A 317-nucleotide genomic window follows, 5' to 3' on the forward strand; every position below is an offset into this window, starting at 1 on the left:
CTGGTGGTGGTGTCGAGCGTGTGGAAATCGGGGTGCGCGTCGAGCCACAGCACGAAGAGCGGCCGGCCGCGTTTGGCGGCGCGGCGCGCCACGCCGGACACCGTGCCGGCGGAGATCGAATGGTCGCCGCCAAGGAAGATCGGCATGGCGTCCCTGGAAGCGGCGTAGGCGGTTTCGGCGATCGCCGCCGTCCAGGCCGAGATCTCGGGCAGCGCCTTCAGCGCGAGGTTGCCGTGGACCACCGGGCGCGCCGCGGCCTTCTCGACCGCGCCCCAGTCCTCGACCTCATGGCCGAGCTCTGAAAGCACCGAGACCAG

Annotated in this window: 1 protein-coding gene; it reads right to left on the reverse strand. The window is 71.3% G+C overall.

The genetic code is table 11. The features are described from left to right. Window positions 1-317, reverse strand: a 317-nt coding sequence (locus tag EN851_RS35115; protein WP_189587356.1) for an arginase family protein, incomplete at its 3' end; no start/stop codon positions are given.

Source organism: Mesorhizobium sp. M8A.F.Ca.ET.208.01.1.1 (assembly GCF_004791315.1).
Lineage (GTDB): Bacteria > Pseudomonadota > Alphaproteobacteria > Rhizobiales > Rhizobiaceae > Mesorhizobium.